Source organism: Cardinium endosymbiont of Culicoides punctatus, from assembly GCF_004354815.1.
GTDB lineage: Bacteria > Bacteroidota > Bacteroidia > Cytophagales > Amoebophilaceae > Cardinium.
In genome coordinates, this window is sequence record NZ_QWJI01000014.1 from 13,843 (window position 1) to 34,908 (window position 21,066).

A 21,066-nucleotide genomic window follows, 5' to 3' on the forward strand; every position below is an offset into this window, starting at 1 on the left:
AAATTTAAGTTTTTTGTTAAGGCAATAATACAATAAAAATTTTGGTAATACATTTGCTTATCTATAGGTTTGGTGAAGATATGCTTGATGAATAATCAATGATTTTTTTAAAATCTAAAAAAGGCACCTGGATAGTTACGATTTGGGAGACTCTTTTTTTGTAAATACCCTATGAATCCATCTAGGAAGAAAAAGAATGCCTAAAGTTAGATAAATATAAAACGTACACATACGCCATAAAACAGCTATTACGAGGGTATAGTCGCCTAATGTTGTCTCAAAAAATTGTTGAAATAATACCTCTGCAATTCCACTTCCTCCTGGGGATATAGGAATTAACATAATCGCCCACATAATAATCTGTTTTCCAAACATAGAAAAGTGTTCTATGAAAGTAATAGGACTGTAAGCTGCAATTAAGCAGTTTAAGAAAGCATACCGAACACCCCATGTGAGAATGGTACATAGTAATATTCTGAACCAGAAAAAAATATGCTTACCTCTAAATTCGTTCGAAGTCGTAATAATATCTTTACTAAGCTCATATGCAGATCGTCGCCATCTTTTAAAAAGCGTGATACTAGTTACACGCATCAAAATCCACTTTAAGAATAATGGATTGATAAAAACACCAATGGATATAATAGATGTATAAATAGCAAGAATAAAATAATTTGTAAAGAAAATGGCTTTTACACTAGTGGCTAAGTCATTTGTCATTGCAAATAAGGTTTCATATCCACCTAAAAAAGCATGAAAACCAGCTAGTAGAAAAAAGAAATTATCCATTATTCCATTTACAATAACATAGGATAGAGACTTACCTAAACTGAGTCCTTCCTTAGAAAAAAGAAAAATAGCAACAATGCCTCCTCCTACTACTGATGGGGTCACAGCAGAGGCAAATTCCCAAAGAATGGCAATATAAAAGCAACTTGTCCAACTTAGCGTACTATCGCTTAAAAAACGGAGTCTGCAGATGTGTCCTATTTCTCGTAATATAATCGAGCATAAAGCCATACATATATATTTCCAATTAGGATCCTTCAATAGGGAAATGGTCTCTTTAGATATTTTACCAGATCTGTAAAATAAAAATACAGTAATAGCTAACCCAAATAATATGGGAAGCCACACTTTTTTTATATTAAGTGTTTGAAGTGCTTCTTGAGCATTTGTTTCAATTTGATTATTCAATTTAGTTCTCTTTTAATTAAGTATATGATTTATCCTTTTACGGAAGGGACTCTGAAGTAATTTGTGTCCCCACTAGGTGCAAGTGCTAATGCCCGTTCATGAGTAATAGCGTTCATTGCTAGATCCTGTCGAAGTTCATTAGCTTGTAATAATAGTGTAAATTGATCTAAACCTAAGTCTTGATCTTCAAAAACTAGTTCATCCAATTGTTCTACCCAATCTACCATTTCATTTAAGTCATGAAGCATTGCTTCCTTTTCATGTTCATGAAATTCCAGACGAGACAGGTAAGCTAATTTGTCTAAAGAGTCGTTGTCAATTATCATAATGAGAGATTTATAAAAATAAAGCCAGATGTACAACAGTGATGCACACAAAAGCAAATATAAGACGAATTTTCAATCATTAATATTATTTTTATGCGTTTATAAAAAAGGTTTTGGTTTTTTATCTAGTTGCAAGGCAAATATAATAAGCATTAATAGTAATAGACTATATGAAGCTATGTATCCAATATAATCACCGTATAAAGTATAGAAAGCTATCTGATCATTTGCTTGAAGCACTTGACGTATGGCAATGGGTTCTAAGGGCTTCGTTGCTGCTATGATATCTCCACGTTGGTTAATGAATCCGCAAATACCTGTATTGGCAGCACGAATCACACTTTTTCGATGTGCTATAGCTAATAACCGACTATACTGAAAATGATAATGATATATAGGCGTATTGCCCCACCAGTTGTCATTGGTTACCACAACGAATATATTCCCCCCTTTTTTTGCAGCACTACCTACAAAAGCACCATAAATGGATTCATAACAGTTAATTGGCACAGCTTTTATTTGGTGATTTATTTTAAAAACTTTGCTTCCATCTCCCTTACCTAAACAGGGGTCTATATCTCCAATTTCTGCAAACTTTTGCTTGATCCAGGATAATATTTTTTTTGGAAAAAGGTGAAAATATGGAATATATTCTGCACATGGCAATCTTTTTGTTTTGTGATATATGGCTACTTCTTTACCAGATGTGAAATAAAAAACACTATTAAAATAATCAATATATTTTGCACCTCTTTTTTTTGCCGTTTTTGAAGCATCGGCAATGTCATAAGAACGGTATGAACTGGCTCCTGATATAAGGTGTAAGTTATTATGTTTCTTTAGGAATTTCAGTATGGGCTGTATGCATACATAATTATCTATATGTTGCTCTTCGAGGCAGCAATCGATCGCCGATTCAGGCCAGGCAACCAAACAAGTGTTAGGTGTTATTCCTTTCTGAGAGAGGCTTAGTAATCTATCTATTTGGTCTTCATATGGGATATGTAATGGAGAAGTAGTGCTTTTTTCTGTATAGCTATCGAAGTTAGGCTGTACAGCTACCGTTTCTACATGAGTACCTTGATCACTATAGTTATAGTAGCTTACTAAGCTAATACATAGTGGTAAAAATAACCAGCAAAAAAAAATTTTCACTAGCATAAAGGTATATTGTTCAAACAATATATGGTAACTAATAATATTAGCAACCAAGATCCAAAGGGAGCCTCCTAAAATTCCAGTATAGGCATACCATTGAATACAATAGGCCATTCCAGCTAGACCATTTCCTAGGTTTAACCAAGGGAAAGTAAATTCCCAAGATTCCCAAGAAAGTTGAGCATGTTCCAGTGTCAACCAACAAGTCACAAGTCCTATGTAAGCTATGTATGGTTTAAACCATTTTCGAATATAATAGTAAACAATCCAGGGTATAGATAGGCAAATTGTATTGTACAAAGCTACAAAAATGAAACCTGCAAAAGCAGCATTAGAGATCCACCAAATGGTTACACAGTTCCAAAAAAATAGGGTTAATAGAATATAAAAAAAACAGCATAGAAAAGATTTTTGCTTGTTCAGTGTATTATAGTGTCTTACTATTAGTAAGATAGGCACGATAGCAACACATAGTAACCATCCAAACCAAGCTGAGCACCAGGCTAACCAAAAAAAGAGACTGCTTAAAACAGATAAAGTGAGTAAATAGGCTGTATGAGAAATATGAGTTCTTTCATTTAAAAAAATAGATTGAACAAAAGCTGCATAATGGTGCATAGAAGTTTATAGGTATTTTTATGTATATGTTTAATAGTTGAATAATTCAATATAAAGGTTCATGAAAAACTTTTCCTAAAGACTGGAATTGTATTTAAGAACCAGAAAAAAGAAATCAATGCAAATTTATAAAATTTGCAGGTAGATTTTAAATGAATTATGTATATTTACACAATCTCTTCAAAAGCCTCCTTCTTTTATTCTCGTTGTCTAGTAACTCTATTACGACTTTTCTTACGTTCATCTAAATGATCTAAGAAAGCATCTCTATCAGAAATTTCATTTCCTTTTGAGTCATAATATTTACACTTATAATCATTAAAATTACGTTTATCACTATCAAAGTTTATGCCTATAACAACAATATCCTTGTTCTGACGAACATACTGTTGGATATACTTAGTATTTTGAGTTTGTTCTATTGCAGTATGAGCATCTTGTCCATGTTTTAATTCAAATAGATAAGTAATGTTCGGTATCGAGTTAATAACAATATCTATCCTTCCTAAATTAGAACATTTTTCACTTTCTGGATTTAGTTTAGCTCCTCTTAAAAAAGCATGAAACACTGAATGGTAAAAAGCTTCATTTTTATTTTGTTCTTGTAAAAAGAAGAAATAAGGAATACTTGAAAAAGAAGATTCAAGAGTAGACATAAAACCATCTATATCTACTGCTACCAGAAAATTTATTAAGTTATCTTCGCTAGTTTTACCTTTTGATTTTACTGTTTCATTGAGTTCTTCATATAATGAGTCTTTAAAAGACTCTCTTACTTCATCATTAGGAAATTTTACTAATAAGGGTCTTGTATCTGAATCCCATGCTTCGTCCCATATCTTTTTTTCTTCATCTGATAATTCTTTATACTTATCAATAGTTAGATAACCAGATTGGAACATTTTACCAATCATACTTAATTCATTTTCTTTAGGACTGGTTAATTTGTACTCTGTAGCAATAATATTTTCATTAAAATCTATATCAAAATAGGAATCATCAGCTCTTTTAGTTAAGAAAGTAGGTGTTCCTGAATTATACCAATAGTTATTTAGTTTACCCTCTTCTAAAAACCTTAAGGTAGACCATGGATTATATACCGGAATAGTACCTTCTCCAACAGTAAATTTATACCCATTATACTTGCAACGCATCTTGCTTACAAATGTATCTCTGCTTACTTTTTTTATTTTTGCTAATTCATCTATACGTTTAATATAGGCAGAACCTTCCTGTAGTAAATCTTCTTTTTCCCTATAACCAGCTATATCTGAATAATTTTTACTAAGCGTAATATCCTTTAGGTTATTAGGACCAGATTGACATTCTTTAAAACAGTAAGCACTAACGCCTGTAACAAATTCTAACTTAATAAAGTTATTAGAAGTAAGGCTTTTAATGACCGTTAAAAACTCTCGTACAATCAAACAGTTTTCTTCTTTTATAATGGGATCTGATTGATTGATAAACGGTGCATCATATTCGTCTACCAGGATGACTACTTTAGGTTCGTAACTTGAATCAGTCTTTTTAAGTTCTGTGAATTTTAAAATTAGTTTATTAATTAAATTTATTGTATAATCTTTAATAAGCGTTTTTTCTGTAGGACTATCAATTTTTATATTGTATGCACAAACAATATCATACAATCTATTTATAAGAGTATATTTAACTGATTCTGAGTTATTATTATCTATTTTTGAAAAATCCACTCTAATGACAGGATGCTTCTTCCAATCATAACCAGAATTATAGATATAGCAATCTTGAAATAGCTCTTTATTTCCTTTAGCTATTTCTTCTAATGTGCTAACAAATAAAGACTTACCAAATCTACGGGGACGGGAGAGAAAAACAGTAGCTTCTTCTTTAAATAACGTTTCAGCATGTTTTGTTTTATCTACATAATATCCTGACCTAATCACAGCTTCAATGTTAGATTTACCAATAGGTAAAATTCCTGTGTATGTTAATTTCTGTCTTTTAGTATCAGAACCTATTTCTACCTCTTCTAATGGTCTTTTATTTTTTAAGTCTTTTTGATCTTGATTCATACCATACTTATTTGCTTTACATGAAAATAAAGATAGTATAAGACACAGTAATACCGTGTCAATATTTTTGTTTTTTTAGTGGTGGTTTAAATATATGATGTCATAGAAGTCTATTGACTTTACGCACCCCCTATTTCTTACCGTATCACACCGGATTACTCTTTTGTGTTCTTGACACACTAAACCACCACCAAACACACAAAATTGGCAACATGCTCATTATCGATATCTTTTCATATAATCATATGCATGCCATCGTTCAAAACAAGAATGCATGCTATGTCCCCAATGGCGGATCTCCCTTAGAAAAACTTCTCGAAAAGAAGACTTATCCAAAACGCTGTAATACGGTCTCTTAACATGATCCGTTTGTGATGATGAGACAGGAACCAAAGTGGAAGAAGTCGGAATTTTTCTCAAAATAGCATGGGCAAAATCATACCAACTGGCAACACCTTCATTGGTGTAGTGATAGATTCCAGGTGGACAGTAAGCTATGTGATTATCGCTTATCTTCTTAAGCACTTCTCCAATAGCTTCAGCTAAATCCCTTACATATGTGGGACTTCCTATTTGATCATCGGGCACTTGAATCGTCTCATTTTTTTTCCCTGACTCAATGATTCTAGTGAAAAAATTATCACCACATTCATGATACAACCAAGATGTTCTTATGATATAATATTGCTCTGCAATCTCTGTAATTAACTTTTCTCCCGCTAATTTAGAATGGCCATATTGATTCACTGGTTCAGTAGGATCATTTGGTTTCAATGGGCATCCTAATGTTGTACCAAAAACGTAATCTGTAGAAATATGAATAAGTGGGATATTGTATTTACGTGACAATGTAGCCAAATTACCTGCGCCAATACTATTTACTTCAAAGCATGCTTTAACTTCTTGTTCTGCACGTTGTACATCTGTATAGGCGGCACAATTGATTATATACCGTACAGGATGTTTTGTAACATAGGCTTCTAACTGAGCTGTATCTGTAATATCAAGATCTGACTTACTACAATAAAGGGGAGTGATTAATCTGTGATATTTAAAAGTATCCTGTAATGTGGAACCTAACAGACCATTCGCACCAGTAATTAAAACAGCATCCATAAAAAATAAACTATGTACACAAATGGATATTATTGTAGGACGTTTCTTATTTGTTTTCAGTAATACAGAAACATGAACTTTACACTCGTTCTTTAAATACTAAAGAAGGAATAGAAATATCTACAATACATTCATTTTGATAATCAATATCATCTACAGAAAACCCAAATAATTTGTAAAAGTCATGTCTATATCCTTTAAGATCAGTAATTTTATCTATATTTCCAACACTTACTTCCGACCAAAGTTCTGAAACCATTTGTTGAACATCTTCACGCATCTCCCAATCATCGATGCGGACTAACCCTTCGGTATCTACTGGTACATGCCCATCTTGTCTATATAAAAAATTTGCATACAACCGATACATTTGCTCTATACATCCTTCATGCAAATTTTTCTCTTTCATAACCTTGTATAGCAACGATATGTATAGTGGGACTACAGGTATAGCAGCACTAGCCTGAGTCACCAAAGCTTTATTTACAGAAATAAAAGCTTGTCCAGAAGTGTCACTAAGTTTCTGTGTTAGTAGCTTACTGGTTTCTTCTAAATGCTTTTTCGCTTGACCAATAGTACCCCTGGAATAGATTGGCTGAGTCAACTCTGGGCCTATATAGGAATAAGCCACTGTTTTTACTCCTGGTGCCAGTAGCTTTGCATCTAGTAAAGCATCTATCCACATCATCCAGTCTTCGCCTCCCATAACTGCAACAGTATGCTCTACTTCTTTAGGGGTTGCTGGATCAATATGGATGTCTGAAATTTGACCAGACATTATATCAATGGTTTTACTAGTGTAAGCTTCTCCAATAGGTTTTAAAACTGAGTTAAAGAGCGTTCCTGTTTTAGGATGGGTACGCCGTGGAGATGCCAGGCTATATACTACAAGATCCACTCCACCTCCCCAATCTCGTTTGATAAGGTCAATAGTTTCGTCTTTAATGCTATTGGAGAAAGCATCACCATTAATGCTTTTTGCATAGAGGTCTGCTTGACCAGCGGCTTGCTCAAATGCAGCAGTATTGTACCAACCAGCAGAAGCAGTCCGCCTGCTGTCTGCTGGTCGTTCAAAGAAAATACCTATCGTTTCAGCTTTAGCACCAAAAGCCGTTACTATCCTACTAGACATACCATAACCTGTAGATGCGCCAATAATCAGCACCTTTTTGGGTCCTTTTCTAATAGGATGCTGATTGGTTACATATTTAATTTGATCTAATGTATTTTTAAAACACCCCGCTGGATGGGTTGTAGTACATATAAAGCCACGTATTTTAGGTTCTATAAACATGTTCATATATATTGCTTTATTTCAGTGTGGCTTTAATTTTTATTTCCCCATGTTAGCAACATCTTCTATAGGATCCTCTTCACTAAGAAAATGCTTAGCATCGTAGGAGGTATCATATAAAGAAGCATCAGGCGTAACTGGTTCATTTTGCTGTGGTTTATTTTTGCCCATTTTGCATTTCCCATCAAAACAAGCACCCTCTTCAAAAACTAATTTACTAGCAATAATATCACCGAATACCACAGCTGTTGATTTCAATACAAGTAGCTCTACCACTTCTATCGTTCCTCTCACTTCCCCACCAATTTCAGCATTCTGCGCAAAAATATTGCCCTGTACTTGTGCCGTATGACTCAAAACTGCTTTTGCTTTTGTTTGAATACCGCCAGTTATCTTTCCTTCTATACGTATATTTCCCGTAGCACTGATATTTCCCTCAAGGTTTGATCCTTGCCCTATAATATTACTAACTGTCACAGGATTTCTATCTTTATTGATTTTGTTATTAAACATTTTTCTAGAATTTAATAAATTCCTCAGGATTTAATGGAATACCTTCATTCCAAAGCTCAAAGTGGAGATGTGGACCTGTAGAAATTTCCCCAGAGTTTCCCATAAGTGCAATTACATCACCTGCTCTAATTAAGTTACCAACTTTTTTAAATAAAACGGAACAGTGTTTACAAATTGAAACCAAATTATTATGATGTTGAATAGCTATAACCCACCCTGTTTCTACTGACCAATCAGCAAAAATAACTATTCCTGTCGCTATTCCTTTAATCGGTTCCTTATCTTTTGCAACAATATCTACTCCATAATGGCCACTTTTTTGATTAAATGACTCTGTAACCATCCCTTTTATAGGAGGGAAAAATAAACTTGGATGTTTTTGCAATGCAGATACTTGGAACGTTGCCACCGTTTGTTTTGGGATAGATGCTTGAATGGCTGGTGCATGGTCTTTTTTTACTGCATCATGCATATCAGTTGCTGATGATACGGTATCGATTTTTGTGGTAGTAGCAGATTGTTTAGTTGTTCCTTGAATAACATTTTGGAGTATTTCAATAAACTTTGTTTGTGATTCAATTTGTTGTTCTAGCTCCTCTACTGTGGTAGCCAAACAGAGTATTTTCTTTTGGTTTTCCATCTCTATATAGGTAGGATTCATCCACTTGGATAAAACGGTTTTGGCTAGAAAGAGCCCAAGAGAAAGGCTTCCAAAGAACCATAAACAAACTAGTATTATTATGGTTGCATAACTAAAAGGGGCCGTTACATATTCTGCAAAATTTTCCACGTTTCGAATAATCAGCTGGTAACGACTTTCAAACCCATTCAAAATTTTTCTATATATACCCAACGATCAATCAGTTTTTGACTTATTCAACAATAATTATCAGCTAGCGTTCAATATTTTGAATCACTAAATTTACTACCAAGCATGTGGGCAGTATTGGACTCGAACCAACGACCTTTCCGATGTCAACGGAATGCTCTAAACCAACTGAGCTAACCACCCAAATAGAAAAAAGAATTAAATCTCTTTCTTTTACATTTAATCAATAGTTTTAGCTCTCATAAATAGGTAAGTCAGCGTGCACACAGGGGGAGTCGAACCCCCACACCCGAAGGCACCACCCCCTCAAGATGGCGTGTATACCAATTTCACCATGTGTGCAAAAGACAAAATAGTTTTGACGCTTCTTTATTTTAGAACGTAAAAACAACTAAACTTAAAGCAAGTTAATAAATATTAGCGCTTGTGCCAAACTGAATGTATAGCGAAGCTTACGTTATCTTTGATGTGACATCGTGCTTCCACCATCTACTTCTTTTATAGAACTGATGGCTTAGTATACCTATGCCAATACCTAATATGGCTCCACAAAGAATGTCTAGTGGATAATGCATACCTCCATATATGCGACCATAAGAAATAATGGTCGCCCAAATAAAAAAAAGGAAAGCATACCTATATTTTGGCTTAAAAGTTTCCCAAAAAATCATTGAAAAGGAAAAGGTATTGCTGGCATGAGAAGATGGGAATCCATATAGCCCTTCATGATCCCCCACAAGATGCAGCAATGAAATATCTATCTGATAACAGGGGCGATATTTTGCAAAAAATGGTTTACAGACGGATGCAGAAAATTGATCTGAAATAACAATAGTTGCTGTAAAAAAAAGCACACCTGGCCAACCCAGTCTGTTTTTTATGAAGAAGAACAAAAAAATATACAAAGGCACCCAGAAATAAACCGTTGTAATGTGTCTAAAAAAATGGTCAAAAATGGGATGGTGGCATTGGTTTAGTATTAAAAACAATGCTTTATCTAACTCATTAAAAAAAATTTGCATCGTTTATTACAGCGTAATTAGTTGGTTCTAAACTATTTTCCCAAAACTAACACGTATGGAAAATACCTAGTGTGCTAGTAACTGACTGGTCCGAATAGTCATTATTTTTTAGGAACAAGAAAGCAAGCAAAAATTCATGGAATCCATGATATTCATTTACGCAGGTGACTGTCTACGCTCATATTGCTTTATATGAAATAGACCTGTTGCGTAAGTCCTCGGCCCACTGAAGCAGATTAAAATCTACTCTAAAATCCATTTTTCTTCATTATAAAATGACAAATAATATGATATTTTGTCTTTATTTTGGCCGTTTATGTTCAAATCCTAATATGTAGAAACCTGAATTTTTACCGGGCTGACTTACGCAACAGGTCTAATGCAGCCATGAACGGAATATACGATTTTATGGGTCTACATCTACATATTGTTCTGCTCCACGTGAATATAGGTCTATTGCATAGTTCTTTACACGTTTGTGCACCAGCATATACTCAGGAAGCGCGGGTAGCAATAATGCGGGCATCGTTTCTACCAACATTCCATTTAATTTTTCATATGCTGCTGTTTTTTCTGGGAAATCCTCCATTTGTACAGCTTGATCATACAATTTATCAAATGTTGGATCTTCCATATGTATTCCACCACCTACGGTTTTAAACCGCAATCCACAAAAAAAATCTGATGCATCTGGAAAATCAGTTATTGAGCCTAGTTTCGATATCAAATAATCTTTTTCTAAAAGTTTTTTTAATAATTCGGGGAAAGTAGATTGTTGGATCTCTACTTTAATACCCAGCTTATCCATGCACTTTGCAAAAAACTCCAATTGTATTCTATGCTTAGTCGCTATGGAAGTATTTACTGTAAGTGTAGGTAGTCCTTTGCCATTTGGGTAACCCGCATCTGCCAAATATTGTCTGGCTTTTTCTAGATCATAGGTTATATAGGGGTTTACCAGTTCTGGATTATATCCCACAAAAGAACTGGGTATAAAAGATGGATATATAATACCCAGTCCATCGCAAAAAAGTTTATTGTAGGCCTCCCTATCAAAAGCCAATGACATAGCTTGACGCAATTTCTGATTATCTAAAGGCTTTTTTAAACAATTAAAGCCTATATAATACATGCTTGAACAGGCTTCTTCAACTAAAGAGACACCTTGCTGCTTGAGTTCTTGTTTTAATGTCCCATTTTCAAATACCTGTTGTGTATAGGTACTTACAACTTCAACGCAATCTATTACTTTGTTTTTGAACTGCAACCAACGTGGTTGTTCTTCGTGCATAACATGGTAAATAATTTTATCAAGAAATGGCACCTTTTTACCAGCTGGGCCTAACATATGTTGCAATGCTGGTGATGCATCTGTAGGGTAATATTTTTCTCTAAAATTTTTGTTTTTACTAAAAACAATTTTGTTACTTTGTGCGTTAAAATGGTCTAATGTAAAAGGCCCCGTACCTACTGGATGATTTACAAAGGCATCTCCATAGTATTCCACTGCCTCTTTAGCTACTACACTAGTAGAAGCCCTTGCTAATGCATGCAAAAATATTGGATGTTTTGTAATCAGGGTAAATTGTAACGTATATCTATCCAAGGCCTTGATACCTTCAACAGGGTAGCTATAATCCCCTTTATGGATCACCACATGCTTATTAAATGCCCTATATCCTTTTATAGAATTTGCAAGCTGATCAAAATGAGGAGAGCGCACTGCTGGGTCTGCAATTCTTTTAAAGGTATAGACAAAGTCCTCAGCGGTTAGTTCTTTCCCTTTTCCATTAGGAAAACAAACATTATCATGAAAATAGACTCCTTTTTTTATGGAAAAAGTATAGGTTAACCCATCTTCAGACACAGTTGGCATAGATTCCGCCAAGTTTGGTATAAGTTCGCTAGGCCTTTTTAGATAATGATATTCCAACAAATTTTCATAAACCTTTCCAGTCAGTTGAGTAGCATAGAGGCTTGTTACTGTTGCTGGATCCATACCATCAACTTTACTGTCAAGGGACAAGTTAAGTACTTTTTCCGTATTTTTCCCTTCTTGTTTAGGCCAAAAATTGATGACCAATGTAAGCAATACGGCAAGAAACAATAGATATCTCACAAATTTATTCATAGCTAAGATTAGGTTTGGTGTTAAAAAATGCCCTTCAAAAACAAATCCGTGTAATAAAGCATACTAAAGATTTCCATTTTTTCTTTTAACATCATACATGACAAGCCATGCAGTACATATAATAATCTTATTATTGAAACAATCCGTTGTTTTTTCAGGTTTAAAATAGAAATAATTTTGAATATTTAAAAATCATGTTAACTTAATTACGACATTTTATAAAATAAACCGCAAAAATCAGGCCTTTCGCATTTTTAGTTAAAAGCTGTATATGGCACGAGGCGAGGCTTTTGAATAGATTATGTAAAATGTTTGTTATCCGTGTCTAGTGTCTCTTATACGACTTTTCTTGTTCTTTATATAATCTAGAAAATCATTTCTATCTAATATTTCATTTCCTGATTCATCATATAATTTGTACTTATGATGGACAATGTTACGTTTTTCTTTACTACTATCAAAATTGATACCTATCGTCACAATACCTTTACCTTTAGTAAGGAATTTATCTTTATAAGATTTATTGTCTATTTGATCCATAGCTACATCTGCACTTGAATCGTGTTTTAACTCTAAAATATATGTAACATGAGGTAATGAATTTAAAACAATATCTATCTTACCCTGATTGGTAGAATCTTCACTTTTTGGTTCCATATATGAGCACTCCAATATAGTATGCAGTACTGTATGGTAATAAGATTCATTCTTATTTTGTCTTTGCTGAGACAAATTGAAAGGTATACCTGAAAATAGAGATTGAGCAATTTTTACAAATTCATCTATATCTACGTTAGATAGTGCTGTGTTTACTTTACTTGGAATATCGTATGCTTCTTTTCTTAAGTTTTTCTGTAAAGATTGCTCAATTTCTTCCGATAAAGAATTATAGAAAGAATCTTTTACTTCATCATTAGGGAATGTTACTAATAAGGGTCTGGTATCTGAACTCCATCCTTTTTCCCATATCTCTTTTTCTTCATCTGATAATTCTTTATACTTATCAATAGTTAGATACCCAGATTGGAACATTTTACCAATCATATCTAATTGACCTTCTTTAGGACTAATTAATTTTTCCTCTGTAGAAATAATATTTTGACTAAAATCTATGTCAAAATAGGAATCATCAATATTCTTAGTTAAGAAAGTAGGCGTTCCTGAATTATACCAATAGTTGTTTAGTCTACCATGTTTTAAAAACTTTAGTGTAGACCAAGGATTATATACGGAAACGGGAATGTGATGTTCTTCAGCTGCATGTTCTTCAACGGTATCTTCTTCAACAGCAAATTGATACCCATTATACTTAGAACGCATCTTGCTTACAAATACATCTCTGCTTACTCTTTTTCTTTTTGCTAATTCATCTATACGTTTGATATAAGCAGAACCTTCCTGTAATAAATCTTCTTCTCTATAACCAGCTACAGTTTCATAATCTTGATCTAAAGTAATGTCATCTAAATTATTAGGACCAGATTGACATTCTTTAAAACAGTAAGCACTAACGCCTGTAACAAATTCTAACTTAATAAAGTTATTAGAAGTAAGGCTTTTAATGACCGTTAAAAACTCTCGTACAATCAAACAGTTTTCTTCTTTTATAATGGGATCTGATTGATTGATAAACGGTGCATCATATTCGTCTACCAGGACGACTACTTTAGGCTCGTAACTTGAATCAGTCTTTTTAAGTTCTGTGAATTTTAAAATTAGTTTATTAATTAAATTTATTGTATAATCTTTAATAAAAGTTTTTTCTGTAGGACTATCAATTTTTATATTGTATGCACAAGCAATATCATACAACCTATTTATAAGAGTATATTTAACCGATTCTGAGTTATTATTATCTATTTTTGAAAAATCCACCCTAATGACAGGATACTTCTTCCAATTATAGTTAGTTTTATTATAGATATCGCAATCTTGAAATAGCTCTTTGTTTCCTTTAGCTATTTCTTCTAATGTGCTAACAAATAAGGATTTACCAAATCTACGGGGACGGGATAGAAACACAGTAGCTTCTTCTTTAAATAACGTTTCAGCATGTTTTGTTTTATCTACATAATATCCTGACTTAATCACAGCTTCAATGCTAGATTTACCAATAGGTAAAATTCCTGTGTATTCTAGTTTCTGTCTTTTACTATCAGAACCTATTTCTACCTCTTCTAATGGTCTTTTATTTTTTAAGTCTTTTTGATCTTGATTCATACCATACTTATTTGCTTTACATGAAAATAAAGATAGTATAAGACACAGTAATACTGCATTAATACTTTTGTTTTTTTTGGAAAACCATTTTTTAGAGCATTTGTTTTTTTACCGCTCGATATGTCTTTATGTCTTAATGAGCTATGTAGGCAGTACAAAAAGAAGACTACATGAACGGTAAGCAACGTATCGTTATTGCTCTTTAAGACAGATCGTGTTATATATTTTAGTCACTGCATAAATATATAAAAATGTTTAGTAGATAAATACCTGTTTGCTAAAGAGAGTAGAATATAAAAAATTAGTAATTTCCCAGGTGTCTTTTTTAAATTTTTGTAAAAAACTGATTGTTAAATATAAATATTTTTATCAATTTTAACATATCGGAAAATATGCTACCAAAATTTTTACCACGAATTTTATATTTCATTACAAATCAACTATAAAAATAAAAGCAGTTGTATGCAGCACACAGGGTACCTTGGTAGTTACGATATTATCGTAGAAGATGAACAAGGTAGCAATTATTTATATATTACATAATAGATATCGATCGTTCTTATACCAACAGTATTTTCGTACTTTTAGTTGAAAACACTGTGTACAGACTAGGCTATAAAATAGCCAAATATTAATTTTTACTGATTATCAAAATTATTAAATATAACCATATCTAAAAATGTACGTCTAAGTATCTATTGTGCGAAAGTCCTGGAAATAATAAACAGGTGCCAAATTTTGATTTAACAATTAGTTCATGTGTTTTTAATGCATATTAATTTTTTTGTAACCTAAACTTTTGCTAGATTGCTTTTCTATGTATGATATATCTATTTTAAAAGAGAAATTGACCAATCCTAAACGGATTGCAGTCATTATGCATACCAATCCTGATGGTGATGCACTTGGAACTGGATTGGCTTTAACATTGTTTCTAAAGGGACAAGGTCATTACGTAAATATCATTTCCCCAACAGAATATCCTACTTTTCTATCTTGGTTACCAGAAATAAAATCGGTAATCATTGCAGAAAATCATACGCAAGAAGCCTTGCTAGAACAGTTAGGAAATGTTGATTTGCTTTTTTGTGTTGACTTTTCATCAGCCAATCGCTTAAGAGCAGCAGAATTTATATTAAAACAATCCAATGCATTCAAGGTTGTTATTGACCATCATACAGAACCGGAGGACTTTGCCGACCTTTTCTTTTGGGATCCAAAGGCAGCGGCTAGTGCAGAAGTGCTATTCCAGGTATTTGAGGCATTGGGTGAAAAAGAAAAACTAACCCCTGCTATTGCTACTTGTTTGTATACAGGCCTTGTAACAGATACCAATTCCTTTAAGAATCCAAACACAACAGCAAAAACACACCGAATTGCAGCAGATTTAATGGATAGTGGGTTAAATGCTTTTGAAATACAGCGGCTCATTTATGATAATAAATCTTTAAATAGGCTAAACTTTTTTAGTTTCGCTATTAGTCAAAGGCTTGTCGTTCTTCCAGAATTACATGCAGCATACTTTGTTATTCAAAAAGAAGACTATAAAAGATATGAGCTCCAATGTGGAGATACAGAAGGTCTTGCAGATTACGCACTGTCCTTAGAAGGTACGTTGTTGGCCGCTGTCTTGAAAGAGAAAGATGATAATGTATATCTTTCCTTAAGATCTGTTGCAGATGTGCCAGCTAACCTCATTGCAAAAAAATACTTTAACGGTGGAGGGCATAAAAATGCTGCGGGAGGATTTTCGAAGTTAAGTTTAACAGAGACAGTAGATCAGCTTGAAAAATTGTTAAAAAGTGGTCTATTTAATTTAAATCATCAATAGTTTAAAATGGAAAAAAGAGTTGATTCAGTTAATACAACACCTATAGTTATTGCCTTTGTGCTCTTGTTGGTTGCATTTTTTGCTTTATTGAATCATCAAGCCTATAGATTTTTCTATCCTTTTTCTACTACTTCGTCTGGTCTTTCCTATAAGGCAAAGAGGATAGGAAATGGAAGAAAAGCCAAAGAAGGAGAATGGGTACAGTTATCCATAATAATAAAAGAATCAGCCAACAAGCAAAAAAAAGAGGAAAAAGATAAACCCTCTAGGAAATCATCTATTTTCATAAATTCTCTTGATGAACCCCAGCCATTTATATTACCATTTAGTGATGATCTGCAAAATAAAGCTATAAAAGAAATGATAGGTATGGTTGAAGAAAAACAACGGGTAATTTTTAAATTTTCTCCAGCATACTTTTTTCAGCCACAAAAGCCTGAAGATTTAGAACGTATATTAACGCACTTTGAATTAAAGGAAAATGATGAATTAACAGCAGATATAGAAATAGATAAGATTATGAGCAAAGAAGAACGGATAGAAATAATGGAAAAGAAAAGAGCAGAACAACGAGCAGAACAAACAGAGAAAGATAAACAAAAAATTGCAGACTATTTAAAGAGCAATACGATCCAGGCCCTTTCAACAGCATATGGGCTTTTTTATAGTATTGATCAGCCTTCTCAAGGCCTCCTGTTACCCAATATCAAATGGTTAAAGTGCATTATATAGGACGGCTATTGGATGGCACTGTTTTTGATACAAGCATCATAGACGTTGCAAAAGAAAATAATATGTATAATCCACAAAGAGACTATCAACCATTTGTGTTTCAAGTGGGTACTGGAAATGTTATCCCAGGATGGGATGAGGGATTGTTATTACTCAAGAAAAATGAAAAAGCACGTTTTTTTATACCCTCTACCTTGGCCTATGGAGATCAATCTATAGGTAATGTAATACCTGCGAATTCCGTATTAATATTTGAAGTAGAAGTTGTTGATGTCTATTCATCCAAGGAGGAGGCTTCCCAAAAAGCAAAGGATGCTGAATAGTACATAAGATATATGTAAAAATAATTACATAATTTATATATGTTAATAGGACTGTCAGAAGAAGCTTATTAACAATGATATTGACTTCTAGAAAATACTTTACAGTAGAAAATATATGGGTGTTTTTATTAAATTTAATAAAAAATGATTGGTCTTTAATAAATCAACATATTATTTAAGAATCGATTTCAATGCTTCTATATAATCAATATGTGCATAGATAAATATAGTCCCTTCCTTCGAAGGAAAAGGATTTTATGAAATACAATAGACATTACATACAAAAATTTTTATCTGTTATTCTACTGTGCACACAAGCAAGCAATTGCCAACGCAATGGAGAAAAACCAAGTGACGTATCCATACACACAGCTGTGAAACAAGGGAATCACATAAAGGTTAAAAAGTATTTAATAGGTGACAATAAAAATCTAAATAAGCCAGATAAAGATCTAGCGACTCCTTTACACTGGGCCTGTTACTACTGTACAGAAAAAAATGGTATTACAATTATAAAAACATTAATAGAGAAGGGAGCTGATGTAAATGCAAAAGACAAGGATAACAATACACCACTCTTCTACCTTATAAAAAGAATCCTAAAATCCAGTGGCTCATCTTCTGATTTAGCTAAAATTAATGAAGCTATTCAAATACTATTAAAAGAAGCCGTAGAAATAAATCACAAAGATTGCAATCAACAAACACTGCTACATCTTGCTGTTATGTTGGAAAATACTGCTATAGTTCAGGCATTATTAGAAAAAAATGCAGATCCTAATCTGCAAGACCGATACAAACAAACACCACTACATCTTGCTGCTGTTATAAAGGAAAATACTGCTATAGTTCAGGCATTATTAGAAAAAAATGCAAATCCTAATCTGCAAGACCGATACAAACAAACACCACTACATCTTGCTGCTGTTATAAAGGAAAATACTGCTATAGTTCAGGCATTATTAGAAAAAAATGCAAATCCTAATCTGCAAGACCGATACAAACAAACACCACTACATCTTGCTGCTGTTATAAAGGAAAATACTGCTATAGTTCAGGCATTATTAGAAAAAAATGCAAATCCTAATCTGCAAGACCGATACAAACGAACACCACTACATCTTGCTGCTGTTATAAAGGAAAATACCGCTATAGTTCAGGCGTTATTAGAAAAAAATGCAAATCCTAATCTGCAAGATTGCAACAAACAAACACCACTACACTATGCTAATAGTAAAGGTAATAACACGATTATCCAATTATTATTACAGGAAAGTAAAGCCCTATAAATAGACATAACAGATATGGGATCTAGCCCGTTAGTTCTAGATGATTGAGCCTTTGAAAAAGACTCTTTAAATGAGCATTATGTATATTTACACAAACGCTTCAAAAGATCTGACTCGTTATGTTGCGTTGTCTGGTTTATTTCCTTCTGAGCTATTTAAGAGTATTTCCATTATCTCTTGCTCCTTACCTAGACAGGGAGTTGTTACATAATCTAATGGGGTTAAATCTTGATTGTCTAATTGTGTTATACTAGCTCCATGAGATAATAGTTTTTGAATTATTTCTTTACGTTTCCATATTATTGCACAATGTAGCGGAGTATGTCCTTCTTCATTTAATACATCTACTGTTGCTCCAAAGTGTAATAGTATTTCAACCATTTCTGTACGATTACATGTTACTGCATAATGTAGCCCGGTCATATCATTTATATCTTTTGCATTTATATCATAACCTCTATACAATAGTAATTGAACTAGTTGAATTTTATTCATTTGTACTCCTTCATGAAATGAATACTTTGGTTCTGTTTTTCTAGGTTCTAGAATAAAAAGGCATGCGTATACCACCCCTCTAAAACGTCTTTTAGGGCTATCCCATTCTTCGTCATTGAAATTGTATTTCACAAATACATTTTTTTTACATTTGGCAATAAAAGTACATACTAAAAAAGGTGTCCATTCATTTTTTTTGTTATTATTGTGTGATTCTTCATCGTTTTCTACCAAAGTTGGAATTGACGCGTAATGTTGTTTTTTGGATGAATTTTGACTTGGTGTATTTTGTTGTAGTGTTATTGCTTGTGTTTTGGCATCATAAACGTTATGTGCAGAACTATTTTGTTGTTCAATTATACTTTGGGCATTTATAATGTTTTCATCTGGGTAAGCATGTGCTCTTGTTTTTTTTGTGTGTATTAAGGTGTGCTCTGTATTTTGTTTGCAATTGCTAGCAAGAAATATCAAAAGTAAATATATCTGAGTACATCTATTTATGATAATGCGGAATTTTCTATTCTGTCTCATAATTAAAAGCCATTAAACTTTTTTAGTATTAAACTAAAAAAATATCAAGAACCTATATACGCCATCGAAAGGAGAGCAATATTATTAAACATTTTTAATAAAAACAAGATTTTTTGGTAGAAGTTTAATATATAATGGAATAAACAATTGACTAAGTTTGCGGAAGTACTGATTTTGTAAGTTGTATCAGCCATATTACTGTAAGTTGCCTTTCTGATAGAGTTTAGTAAGCACTTCGACCGTTTTCTCTATTTCTAAATGTGTTGTATGCTTACTAAAAGAAAAACGTATGGCATGACTATCGCCTTTTTGTAATGCCGTTATTACTTGCGAACCTATGTTACTACCACTTGTACAGGCGCTACCTGTTGAAGCTGAGATTCCATGAATATCTAAGTTATAAATGAGCATATCTTTATGATCTAAAGATGGTAAAGATATATTTAGCATAGTAGGGCTACTTTGTATTAAGCTTTCGCTATTACCGTTAAACACTATGTTCGGAATTTGTTTTTTCAATAAGGCAATCATATATTTTTTTATGGTAACCAAGTGGTCTGCTATTTTTAATCTATCACGGAAAGTAATTTCCAGTGCTTTAGCCATACCGATGATCGATGCAACATTTTCAGTGCCCCCACGCATATTTAACTCTTGGCTACCTCCATAAATAAGTGGTGTAATGGATGATATTTTTGAATCCACATAGACAAATCCTATACCTTTAGGGCCATGTATTTTGTGTGCAGAGCCAACTGCAAGTTGTACCAATGGATCACTAAAATTGTCACTCAAACAATAGATGCTTTGTATAGTATCTGAATGTAATAATGCATTATGTTGTTGACAAAGTTTGCTGACCTTCTGAAGGTCAATAATATTGCCAATTTCATGGTTAACCTGCATAAAGCTTACTAGTGCATGGTTATGATTTTGTAGCCAACTTTCTACTTCCTCTAAGATAATGTCTCCTGTGTTGGTAACACTTGTATAGGTTAAAGTGATTTTTCCTTGATTGGCTAGTCTTTCTAAAGGCATACGAACAGAAAGGTGTTCCAATGGGGATGTTAAAACATGGGAAATCTTCATGCCTTCTACAACTCCAGTTAGTAGCATGTTGTTTCCTTCTGTTCCTCCAGAAGTGAATAATATTTCAGAAGGGGTAACCTGGAATAAGGAAGCTATTTTTTTCCTGCTTTTTTCTATAGCTGCTTTAGCACGACAGCCATGCCGATGAATAGAGGAGGGGTTACCGCAAAAATTTATCATATATGGCATCATACTTTCTAAAACTTCTGGGTCTAATGAGGTCGTAGCTGCATTATCTAAATAAAGATCCATAAGCTAAACGGTAGTTAAATATCTGATATGAAGCTTTCTAAGCTGG

At 33.2% G+C, this 21,066-nt stretch carries 17 protein-coding genes and 2 tRNA genes; 4 read left to right on the forward strand and 15 right to left on the reverse strand.

Going from position 1 to position 21,066, the window contains the following annotated elements; all coding sequences use genetic code 11:
- Positions 1-135 precede the first annotated feature (135 nt).
- The 13 genes from CCPUN_RS02785 to CCPUN_RS02845 form a co-directional block, all read right to left on the reverse strand.
- Positions 136-1,197 (reverse strand): lysylphosphatidylglycerol synthase transmembrane domain-containing protein, encoded by a 1,062-nt coding sequence (locus tag CCPUN_RS02785; protein WP_133282064.1) that lies wholly within the window; start codon positions 1,195-1,197, stop codon positions 136-138.
- Between the two features lie 29 nt (positions 1,198-1,226).
- The gene (gene gatC / locus CCPUN_RS02790) at positions 1,227-1,523 is read right to left on the reverse strand and encodes an Asp-tRNA(Asn)/Glu-tRNA(Gln) amidotransferase subunit GatC (RefSeq protein ID WP_133282065.1); all 297 of its coding nucleotides are present in this window, start codon (positions 1,521-1,523) and stop codon (positions 1,227-1,229) included.
- A 99-nt stretch (positions 1,524-1,622) separates the two neighbouring features.
- On the reverse strand, positions 1,623-3,299 hold the full coding sequence (gene lnt, locus CCPUN_RS02795; protein ID WP_133282066.1) for an apolipoprotein N-acyltransferase: 1,677 nt from the start codon (positions 3,297-3,299) through the stop codon (positions 1,623-1,625).
- 197 nt (positions 3,300-3,496) lie between these two features.
- Entirely contained in the window at positions 3,497-5,353 is a 1,857-nt protein-coding gene (locus tag CCPUN_RS02800) for an AAA family ATPase (RefSeq protein ID WP_133282067.1), read from the reverse strand.
- Positions 5,354-5,572: 219 nt separating this feature from the next.
- Positions 5,573-6,469, reverse strand: coding sequence for a dTDP-4-dehydrorhamnose reductase (rfbD, locus tag CCPUN_RS02805; protein WP_133282068.1), 897 nt, complete (start codon positions 6,467-6,469; stop codon positions 5,573-5,575).
- 79 nt (positions 6,470-6,548) lie between these two features.
- A complete protein-coding gene (gene fabV / locus CCPUN_RS02810) occupies positions 6,549-7,763 on the reverse strand; it encodes an enoyl-ACP reductase FabV (protein ID WP_133282094.1) in 1,215 nt (404 codons plus the stop codon).
- A 39-nt stretch (positions 7,764-7,802) separates the two neighbouring features.
- Entirely contained in the window at positions 7,803-8,276 is a 474-nt protein-coding gene (locus tag CCPUN_RS02815; RefSeq protein ID WP_133282069.1) for a bactofilin family protein, read from the reverse strand.
- A 4-nt stretch (positions 8,277-8,280) separates the two neighbouring features.
- Positions 8,281-9,108: a M23 family metallopeptidase gene (locus CCPUN_RS02820; protein ID WP_133282070.1), complete on the reverse strand. Its 828-nt coding sequence runs from the start codon at positions 9,106-9,108 to the stop codon at positions 8,281-8,283.
- 105 nt (positions 9,109-9,213) lie between these two features.
- Positions 9,214-9,288 (reverse strand) — tRNA-Val (locus CCPUN_RS02825).
- 77 nt (positions 9,289-9,365) lie between these two features.
- Positions 9,366-9,447: transfer RNA gene (locus tag CCPUN_RS02830), tRNA-Leu, on the reverse strand.
- A 110-nt stretch (positions 9,448-9,557) separates the two neighbouring features.
- Positions 9,558-10,127 carry a phosphatase PAP2 family protein gene (locus tag CCPUN_RS02835; protein WP_133282071.1) on the reverse strand — a complete coding sequence of 190 codons (570 nt, stop codon included), beginning with the start codon at positions 10,125-10,127 and terminating at the stop codon, positions 9,558-9,560.
- A gap of 406 nt (positions 10,128-10,533) precedes the next feature.
- Positions 10,534-12,258, reverse strand: coding sequence for an ABC transporter substrate-binding protein (locus tag CCPUN_RS02840; RefSeq protein WP_133282072.1), 1,725 nt, complete (start codon positions 12,256-12,258; stop codon positions 10,534-10,536).
- 315 nt (positions 12,259-12,573) lie between these two features.
- Complete coding sequence (locus CCPUN_RS02845) at positions 12,574-14,478, reverse strand: AAA family ATPase (protein WP_133282073.1); 1,905 nt, start codon at positions 14,476-14,478, stop codon at positions 12,574-12,576.
- A gap of 799 nt (positions 14,479-15,277) precedes the next feature.
- Between CCPUN_RS02845 and CCPUN_RS02850 the strand changes: the two genes are divergently transcribed.
- The 4 genes from CCPUN_RS02850 to CCPUN_RS02865 all read left to right on the forward strand — a co-directional run bounded on the left by CCPUN_RS02850 (position 15,278) and on the right by CCPUN_RS02865 (position 18,653).
- Complete coding sequence (locus CCPUN_RS02850; RefSeq protein ID WP_240034344.1) at positions 15,278-16,309, forward strand: DHH family phosphoesterase; 1,032 nt, start codon at positions 15,278-15,280, stop codon at positions 16,307-16,309.
- Positions 16,310-16,315: 6 nt separating this feature from the next.
- The gene (locus CCPUN_RS02855) at positions 16,316-17,041 is read left to right on the forward strand and encodes a hypothetical protein (protein WP_133282075.1); all 726 of its coding nucleotides are present in this window, start codon (positions 16,316-16,318) and stop codon (positions 17,039-17,041) included.
- Complete coding sequence (locus CCPUN_RS02860; protein WP_165941919.1) at positions 17,029-17,364, forward strand: FKBP-type peptidyl-prolyl cis-trans isomerase; 336 nt, start codon at positions 17,029-17,031, stop codon at positions 17,362-17,364. The genes CCPUN_RS02855 and CCPUN_RS02860 overlap by 13 nt, the downstream gene beginning before the upstream one ends.
- Positions 17,365-17,621: 257 nt before the next feature.
- Positions 17,622-18,653 carry an ankyrin repeat domain-containing protein gene (locus CCPUN_RS02865; protein ID WP_133282077.1) on the forward strand — a complete coding sequence of 344 codons (1,032 nt, stop codon included), beginning with the start codon at positions 17,622-17,624 and terminating at the stop codon, positions 18,651-18,653.
- A gap of 117 nt (positions 18,654-18,770) precedes the next feature.
- Here the strand turns inward: CCPUN_RS02865 and CCPUN_RS02870 are convergent, their stop codons facing one another.
- The gene (locus CCPUN_RS02870; RefSeq protein WP_133282078.1) at positions 18,771-19,679 is read right to left on the reverse strand and encodes an ankyrin repeat domain-containing protein; all 909 of its coding nucleotides are present in this window, start codon (positions 19,677-19,679) and stop codon (positions 18,771-18,773) included.
- 195 nt (positions 19,680-19,874) lie between these two features.
- Entirely contained in the window at positions 19,875-21,020 is a 1,146-nt protein-coding gene (locus CCPUN_RS02875) for a cysteine desulfurase family protein (protein WP_133282079.1), read from the reverse strand.
- Positions 21,021-21,066: the final 46 nt, after the last annotated feature.

Bases quoted from the DNA above. Each gene is read 5' to 3' on its own strand.
- gatC (WP_133282065.1), bottom strand. From the start codon at position 1,523: ATGATAATTGACAACGACTCTTTAGACAAATTAGCTTACCTGTCTCGT.
- lnt (WP_133282066.1), bottom strand. From the start codon at position 3,299: ATGCACCATTATGCAGCTTTTGTTCAATCTATTTTTTTAAATGAAAGA.
- CCPUN_RS02800 (WP_133282067.1), bottom strand. From the start codon at position 5,353: ATGAATCAAGATCAAAAAGACTTAAAAAATAAAAGACCATTAGAAGAG.
- rfbD (WP_133282068.1), bottom strand. From the start codon at position 6,469: ATGGATGCTGTTTTAATTACTGGTGCGAATGGTCTGTTAGGTTCCACA.
- fabV (WP_133282094.1), bottom strand. From the start codon at position 7,763: ATGTTTATAGAACCTAAAATACGTGGCTTTATATGTACTACAACCCAT.
- CCPUN_RS02815 (WP_133282069.1), bottom strand. From the start codon at position 8,276: ATGTTTAATAACAAAATCAATAAAGATAGAAATCCTGTGACAGTTAGT.
- CCPUN_RS02835 (WP_133282071.1), bottom strand. From the start codon at position 10,127: ATGCAAATTTTTTTTAATGAGTTAGATAAAGCATTGTTTTTAATACTA.
- CCPUN_RS02840 (WP_133282072.1), bottom strand. From the start codon at position 12,258: ATGAATAAATTTGTGAGATATCTATTGTTTCTTGCCGTATTGCTTACA.
- CCPUN_RS02845 (WP_133282073.1), bottom strand. From the start codon at position 14,478: ATGAATCAAGATCAAAAAGACTTAAAAAATAAAAGACCATTAGAAGAG.
- CCPUN_RS02855 (WP_133282075.1), top strand. From the start codon at position 16,316: ATGGAAAAAAGAGTTGATTCAGTTAATACAACACCTATAGTTATTGCC.
- CCPUN_RS02865 (WP_133282077.1), top strand. From the start codon at position 17,622: ATGAAATACAATAGACATTACATACAAAAATTTTTATCTGTTATTCTA.
- CCPUN_RS02870 (WP_133282078.1), bottom strand. From the start codon at position 19,679: ATGAGACAGAATAGAAAATTCCGCATTATCATAAATAGATGTACTCAG.
- CCPUN_RS02875 (WP_133282079.1), bottom strand. From the start codon at position 21,020: ATGGATCTTTATTTAGATAATGCAGCTACGACCTCATTAGACCCAGAA.